This window comes from Methylobacterium sp. J-026 (assembly GCF_022829585.1).
GTDB lineage: Bacteria > Pseudomonadota > Alphaproteobacteria > Rhizobiales > Beijerinckiaceae > Methylobacterium.
Map to the genome: position 1 here is coordinate 63,601 of NZ_JAKSYC010000074.1, position 6,054 is coordinate 69,654.

The 6,054-nt window shown below is 68.2% G+C and carries 9 protein-coding genes; all 9 read right to left on the bottom strand.

Going from position 1 to position 6,054, the window contains the following annotated elements; genetic code table 11:
- The 9 genes from MKK69_RS08065 to MKK69_RS08100 all read right to left on the bottom strand — a co-directional run bounded on the left by MKK69_RS08065 (position 1) and on the right by MKK69_RS08100 (position 5,745).
- Positions 1-276, bottom strand: a complete 276-nt coding sequence (locus MKK69_RS08065) for a hypothetical protein (protein ID WP_243967262.1) — start codon at positions 274-276, stop codon at positions 1-3.
- Between the two features lie 134 nt (positions 277-410).
- A complete protein-coding gene (locus MKK69_RS08070) occupies positions 411-824 on the bottom strand; it encodes a DUF1236 domain-containing protein (RefSeq protein ID WP_243967263.1) in 414 nt (137 codons plus the stop codon).
- A gap of 138 nt (positions 825-962) precedes the next feature.
- Positions 963-1,703 (bottom strand): NepR family anti-sigma factor, encoded by a 741-nt coding sequence (locus MKK69_RS08075; RefSeq protein ID WP_243967265.1) that lies wholly within the window; start codon positions 1,701-1,703, stop codon positions 963-965.
- Between the two features lie 155 nt (positions 1,704-1,858).
- The gene (locus MKK69_RS08080; RefSeq protein ID WP_243967266.1) at positions 1,859-2,650 is read right to left on the bottom strand and encodes a class II glutamine amidotransferase; all 792 of its coding nucleotides are present in this window, start codon (positions 2,648-2,650) and stop codon (positions 1,859-1,861) included.
- Positions 2,651-2,721: 71 nt separating this feature from the next.
- Positions 2,722-2,847, bottom strand: a complete 126-nt coding sequence (locus MKK69_RS30950; RefSeq protein WP_279594729.1) for a hypothetical protein — start codon at positions 2,845-2,847, stop codon at positions 2,722-2,724.
- A complete protein-coding gene (locus MKK69_RS08085) occupies positions 2,844-3,083 on the bottom strand; it encodes a hypothetical protein (RefSeq protein ID WP_243967267.1) in 240 nt (79 codons plus the stop codon). The genes MKK69_RS30950 and MKK69_RS08085 overlap by 4 nt, the downstream gene beginning before the upstream one ends.
- Before the next feature lie 16 nt (positions 3,084-3,099).
- A complete protein-coding gene (locus tag MKK69_RS08090) occupies positions 3,100-3,411 on the bottom strand; it encodes an oxidase (RefSeq protein WP_243967268.1) in 312 nt (103 codons plus the stop codon).
- Position 3,412: 1 nt separating this feature from the next.
- Positions 3,413-4,072 carry a cytochrome c oxidase subunit 3 gene (locus MKK69_RS08095; protein WP_243967269.1) on the bottom strand — a complete coding sequence of 220 codons (660 nt, stop codon included), beginning with the start codon at positions 4,070-4,072 and terminating at the stop codon, positions 3,413-3,415.
- A complete protein-coding gene (locus tag MKK69_RS08100) occupies positions 4,069-5,745 on the bottom strand; it encodes a cbb3-type cytochrome c oxidase subunit I (protein ID WP_243967270.1) in 1,677 nt (558 codons plus the stop codon). The genes MKK69_RS08095 and MKK69_RS08100 overlap by 4 nt, the downstream gene beginning before the upstream one ends.
- Positions 5,746-6,054: the final 309 nt, after the last annotated feature.

Genomic DNA, 6,054 nt, shown 5'->3' on the forward strand with positions numbered 1-6,054 from the left:
TCAACCCTCGCGTCCGTCCGTCTCCCCGGGCTTGACCCCGAAGGCGTCGAGGATCTGGTCCAGGACCTGGCCGACCGCGCCGGTGCCCTCCTCGTGGGTCTTCAGCCGGGTCTCGAGCCGGCGTATCTGCGGCTCGAACAGGTCGGGCACGGAATCGTCGCCGAGGAAGCGCGGCTTGTCGGTCTCGACCGGCAGGACTCCGCGCAGTTGCTGGCCGAGATGATCGCGCACCGGTTCGGGCAGAACGGCACCGGGCTCACTGGTATGGTCGCTCATGGTCGCCTCACGGGTCGAACCGTATATCAACGGCCGGTCGCAGGAAGCGTTGCGCCGACGGCCGCGGCCAACGGAAAGACCCCGGAGCGGGGGCTCCGGGGTCCAGGGGGCCGGCGCGTGACCGGCCCGCAGGATCAGTCGATGACCTCGACGATGCGGTGGCCGCGGTCGACCAGCACCGGGCGATCGTTCACCACCGTGTAGCGGTAGCCCGGCTGCACGCGGTACTCGCTCGGCACGTCGTAGTAGGTCACGCCCGAAGCCGGCAGGGTGGAGCCGACGGCGACGCGGCCGTCATAGTCGTAGGAGCGGACGTTGCGCTCGCGGACGTAGCTGCGGAAGCGCGGGGCCATGTCGACGCCGAGGATGCCGCCCACCGTGCCGGTGGCCGCGCCGACGGCACCGCCGACGATCCCGCCGATCGGGCCGGCCGCATCGGCACCGGCGGCGGCGCCGCGCTCGGCACCCGGGATGGTGCCCTGGGCCTGGGCGGCCAGCGGCAGGGACAGGACGAGGGCCGAGGCGGCGATGAGGGTCTTGAGGGTCATGCGGGACTTCTCCGTTCCGTGGCGTTCCGCCGCGGACACGCGGCGAAGCTCGGCCCGGTAACGCCCGATCCCCGGAATCGGATGCATCTTTTTCGCGGCGTGCCGAATATGGCTAACGCCGGATCGCGCGTCCCGACCCTAGGCGTCCTTGGGCATCGCCGACTGGATGAACCGGTCGGAGCCGAGATCCTCCTCGTCGTAGCCCAGCAGCTCCGCGAGGCGGCTGCGGGCACGGCTGACCCGGCTCTTCACCGTACCGACCTTGCAGCCCATGATCGCGGCGGCCTCCTCGTAGGACACGCCCTCGGCCCCGACCAGCACCAGCGCCTCGCGCTGATCCGGCGGCAGCTTGGCGAGCGCCGATTGCAGATCCTCGACGTCGAGCCGGTCGCCCTGGTGCGGGGCGGTGGCGAGCCGGGCGGCGTAGGACCCGTCCTGGTCCTCGACCTCGCGCACGCGCTTGCGGTGATCCGAGTAGAAGATGTTGCGCAGGATCGTGAACAGCCACGCGTTCAGGTTGGTCCCCGGCTGGAACCGCGCGCGGTGCTGCCAGCCCTTGAGCAGGGTGTCCTGGACGAGGTCGTCGGACCGGGCGGGGTTCGAGGTCAGCGACAGCGCGAAGGCGCGCAGGGACGGCACCGCGGCGAGCAGGCCGTTGCGGAATTCCGGCTCGATCGCCTCGCCCCGGGCGCGGAGCGCCGCCTCCAGCTTCTCGATCAGCTCGGCAAACCGGGACGGCAGCGATTCCTCGCCGATCCGCTCGTAGACGGTGCGCAGGTGTTCCCCGAGATGCGTGCGGATGCCGGGAGCCAGGTTCGGGCGGCCATCCCGAGTCCCGTCCTCCGCGGACAGGACGGTGTCGGTGTCGTCGCGGGTCATGCGTGTCGCACTCGTCAGCTCTTCGTGGCTCGACCCTTGGTCCCGAGGGGGTCGAGGCGGATCGCTTGCCGGCCAGAACCCATGGAAATCCGGCCGCTGCTTTCCTGTTACGGGCGTTCTAGCGCATCGGGCGCAGCCATGCACCCTCGGCCGACCTACCCGTGAGATGCGTTCGCCGGTCTCAACAGGCGGATCGCCCCGTCCCGCAGGGTGAGGACATCGCCGCGGGCGAGATCGGTCCAGCGCTCGTCGCGGGTCAGCGCCTTCGTGGCGATGACGGTGACGATGTCGTGCTCGGTGGTCTCCCGGGCGAAATCGACCTGCCAGTCCTCGTCGATCAGGGTGGCCTTGCCGAAGGGGGCCCGCCGGGTGAGATAGCAGAGGCGCTTGCCGCAATGGGCGTAGAGGGTCCGGCTGTCGGTCAGCAGCATGTTGAACACGCCGAGCCCGTGCAGCTCGCCCGCGAGGTCGGCCACGGCCCGATCCAGGGTCTCGGGCCGGGGGAGGGCCTTGTACCTTTCCTGCAGGCGGCCCAGCATCCAGCAGAAGGCGTGCTCGCTGTCGGTGCTGCCGATCGGCATGAAGCCGCCGAGCGGCAGGCGCTTCACGCCCTTGAGCTGGCCGTTATGCGCGAAGGTCCAGCGGCGGCCCCACAATTCCCGCGCGAACGGGTGGGTGTTCTCCAGGCTGACGCGGCCGCGGTTGGCCTTGCGCACGTGGGCCACGACGATCCGGCTCTTGATCGGCATGTCGCGCAGGAGCCGGGCGAGCTGCGAGCGGGCGCTCGGCTCGGGCTCATGGAAACTGCGGCAGGTCCGCCCGTCGTAGAAGCTGATGCCCCAGCCGTCGGCGTGGGGCCCGGTCTCGCCGCCGCGCCGGGCCAGCCCGGCGAAGGAGAAGCGGATGTCGGTCGGCACGTTGGCGCTCATGCCGAGCAATTCGCACATGATAAATCAGTCCAGGAGGGTCGCGCGGGATCGTCGGTCTGACGCCATCCAAGGTGGCCCGCGGCGGGCGTTCAGTCGCCCGACACGCGTCCGGCCGTCCGACGCTGCGCACGTTCATGGAGGAACACCGCCGTCCAGCCAAGAGCGAGAACCAGTGCGGGCGTCACGACGAAGGCGACGACAAAACTCGCGTTCATCCGGCTAATCCCCTGAGCACGCGCCTTGCCCCTAGATGTAGGCTGACCGCGATCGAAAGCCAAACGGTCGTTCCGATAAGCAGAACCCAGGGCTCGACCAGCGTACGGAAGTTGCTGACATTGTAGATATAACCGGCCAGCGGCGTCGCGATCCCCACCGTGACGCAGGACGTCGCGACCGTGTTGAGGGCCGATGCGAGCAGCTTCGTCTGCTCGACGCGTACGGGATCGGTCACGCGCGTGTCCTGGCTCCTACCGCGCCAGATAATCCGTCAGCGTCATTCCGACCATGATGGCGACCCAGAAGAAGCCGAGCCCCGAGAACAGCCGGATCAGGGGCGGCTCGTGGATCACCTCCATGGAAACGAGGAGGATCAGCATCACCATCACGGCGACCACCAGCAGTTCGACGATCCAGACCTCCGCGAACGGCAGGGTGGCGCCCAGCGTGACGTTGACGGCGAGCAGCGCCAGCAGCGCCAGGAAGGTCAGAACCGGCGTGCGCAGGCGCTTCCGGAGGAGGGCGCGGTCGTCGGCGCTCAGGGCGGCGAGGGGGCTGCGCATCCTACCGGTTCACCACGTAGAGGATCGGGAAGGCCAGGATCCAGACCAGATCGATGAAGTGCCAGTACAGGCCGTAGACCTCGATCCAGTTCTGGTGGCGGGACAGGAAGCCGGCCTTGGCGGCCATCCAGGTCATGCCGAGCAGGAGTCCGATGCCGGTGAACAGGTGGAGCGCGTGGAGGAGCGTGGCGACGTAGTAGAGGTTCACGAACAGCCGCGCCGCCGGCGTCTCGGCGAGCGCGAAGGGACGCTGGCTGAGGAACGGCATCATGTGCTCGGCCCAGTCGGCGTAGTACTCGTAGCCCTTGAGCACCAGGAACAGGCCGCCGAGCGCCGCCGTCGCCAGCATCGCCCGGACCATGGCGCGCTGCCAGCCCATCCGCGAGAATTCGATCGCCATCGACATGGTGAGCGACGAGCAGATCAGCACCACCGTGTTGGTGGCGCCGATCCAGAACTTGAGGTGCCGGGCCGCCGCCACCGTGGCCTCGGGGTGCTGGATCCGGGTGATCAGCGCCACCAGGAACAGGGCCGAGAACAGCAGCAGCTCGGTGATCAGCCACGCCCAGATCCCGAGCGTCGCCGCCGCGCGCTGCTGGGCCACGGTCTCGAAATGGCCGGCGCGGGCGACCCCGACGCCGTCCGCCAGGGACTCGCTCATCCGTGCTGATCCTGGGATTCCTGCGACTGGATCGGGTAGTCGTAGGGGATGCGCGGCACCTCGGGGGGCGTGAGGAAATTGTGCGTCGGCGGCGGGGAGGCGGTCTCCCATTCGAGCCCCTTGGCGTTCCACGGGTTGGCGGGGGCCTTGCGCCCGGACCACAGGGAATAGACGAGGTAGACCATCGGGAAGATGTAGCCCGCCGCCAGGATCGTGGCGCCGGCCGAGGACAACACGTTGAGGAGCTGGAACTCCGGCGGATAGGTCGCGTAGCGCCGCGGCATCCCGAGATAGCCGAGGATGAATTGCGGGAAGAACGTCACGTTGAAGCCGAGGAAGATCAGCAGCGCCGAGACCCGGCCCCAGGGCTCGCTGTACATCCGGCCGGTGAATTTCGGCCACCAGAAGTGCAGTCCGCCCAGGAACGCCAGCACCGTGCCGCCGACCATGATGTAGTGGAAGTGGGCGACCACGAAATAGGTCGCGTGGATGTGCTGGTTGATCGCCAGCGTCGCGAGGTAGAGGCCGGTGAGCCCGCCGAGCACGAACAGGCCGATATAGCCCATCGCGTAGAGCATCGGCGTGTCGAGCCGTAGGCTCCCCTTATGGATCGTGGCGGTCCAGTTGTAGACCTTGACGGCCGAGGGCACCGCCACCGCGAAGGACAGGGCCGAGAACACCAGCGAGGCCAGGTCGCTCTGGCCGTTGATGAACATGTGGTGGCCCCAGACGAAGAAGGTCACCGAGGCCAGCCCGATCGACGCGTAGGCGACGAAGCGGTAGCCGAACAGCTTCTTCTGCGCGAAGGCGGGGACGATCTCGGAGATCACCCCCATGCCGGGCAGGACCATGATGTACACGGCCGGGTGCGAGTAGAACCAGAACAGGTGCTGGAACAGCACCGGGTCGCCGCCATAGGCCGGGTCGAACACGCCGATATGGAAGCCGCGCTCCGCGATCAGCAGGATCAGCGCCGTGGTGATGACGGGCGTCGCCAGCAGGAAGATCAGGCTCGTGGCGTAATGCGTCCACACGAAGATCGGCAGCTTGAACCACGTCATGCCGGGCGCCCGCATGGTGTGGATCGTCACGACGAAGTTGAGGCCCGTCAGGATCGACGAGAAGCCCACGATGGTGACGCCGATCAGCGCCGGCAGCACCCAGGTGTTCGAGAAGGCGGTGGAGAGCGGGGCGTAGAAGGTCCAGCCGGTATCGACCCCGCCGAGCACCACCGAGACCAGGGTGAACAGGGCGCCGGTCATGAACACGTACCAGCTCGTCAGGTTGAGCTTGGGGAAGGCGAGGTCCTTGGCCCCGATCATGAGGGGGATCAGGAAATTGCCGAAGGTCGCGGGGATCGACGGGATCAGAAAGAACCAGACCATCACCACCCCGTGGATGGTGAAGGCCTTGTTGTAGGTGTCGTTGGCCATGATCGCGCCGTTCGGCACGATCAGCGCGAGGCGCACGATCCCGGCCGCCAGGGCGCCGATCACGAAGAACCCGGTGATCGAGGTCAGGTACAGGATCGCGATGCGCTTGTGGTCGGTGGTGAGGAACCACGAGCGCAGGGTCGATTCCGCGTGCAGGTAGTCGGCCTTGCGCCCGATCGTCGCTTCCGCGGCGTGGGGTTCCCGGCGGGCGGTGCCGCCGATGCTGCCCGATGCGCTCATCGTGTCGCCCGCAATAGAAGGGGATGAAGGCCAAGCGTTGGGACGATCGCGCGGGTTGCCCTCCCCCCTCTGCGGGGGAGGGTGGCCGCTGCGTTAGCAGGGGTCGGGAGAGGGGAGCGACGGTGCAGAAGAGGGTGCAGGCCTTGATTAAGGCCGCGCCCCTGCCGGAAGCTGGGTTCCCCTCTCCAGACGCGCTTCGTGGTCGACCGTCCGCCGCCGAGCGGGGAGGGTGAGCGGCCCGCCCTGTGCTCGGACGGCAGGATGGCGAGGGTGCAGGCGTTCAATATTGTTGCGCGTGCTCGGCCGTGG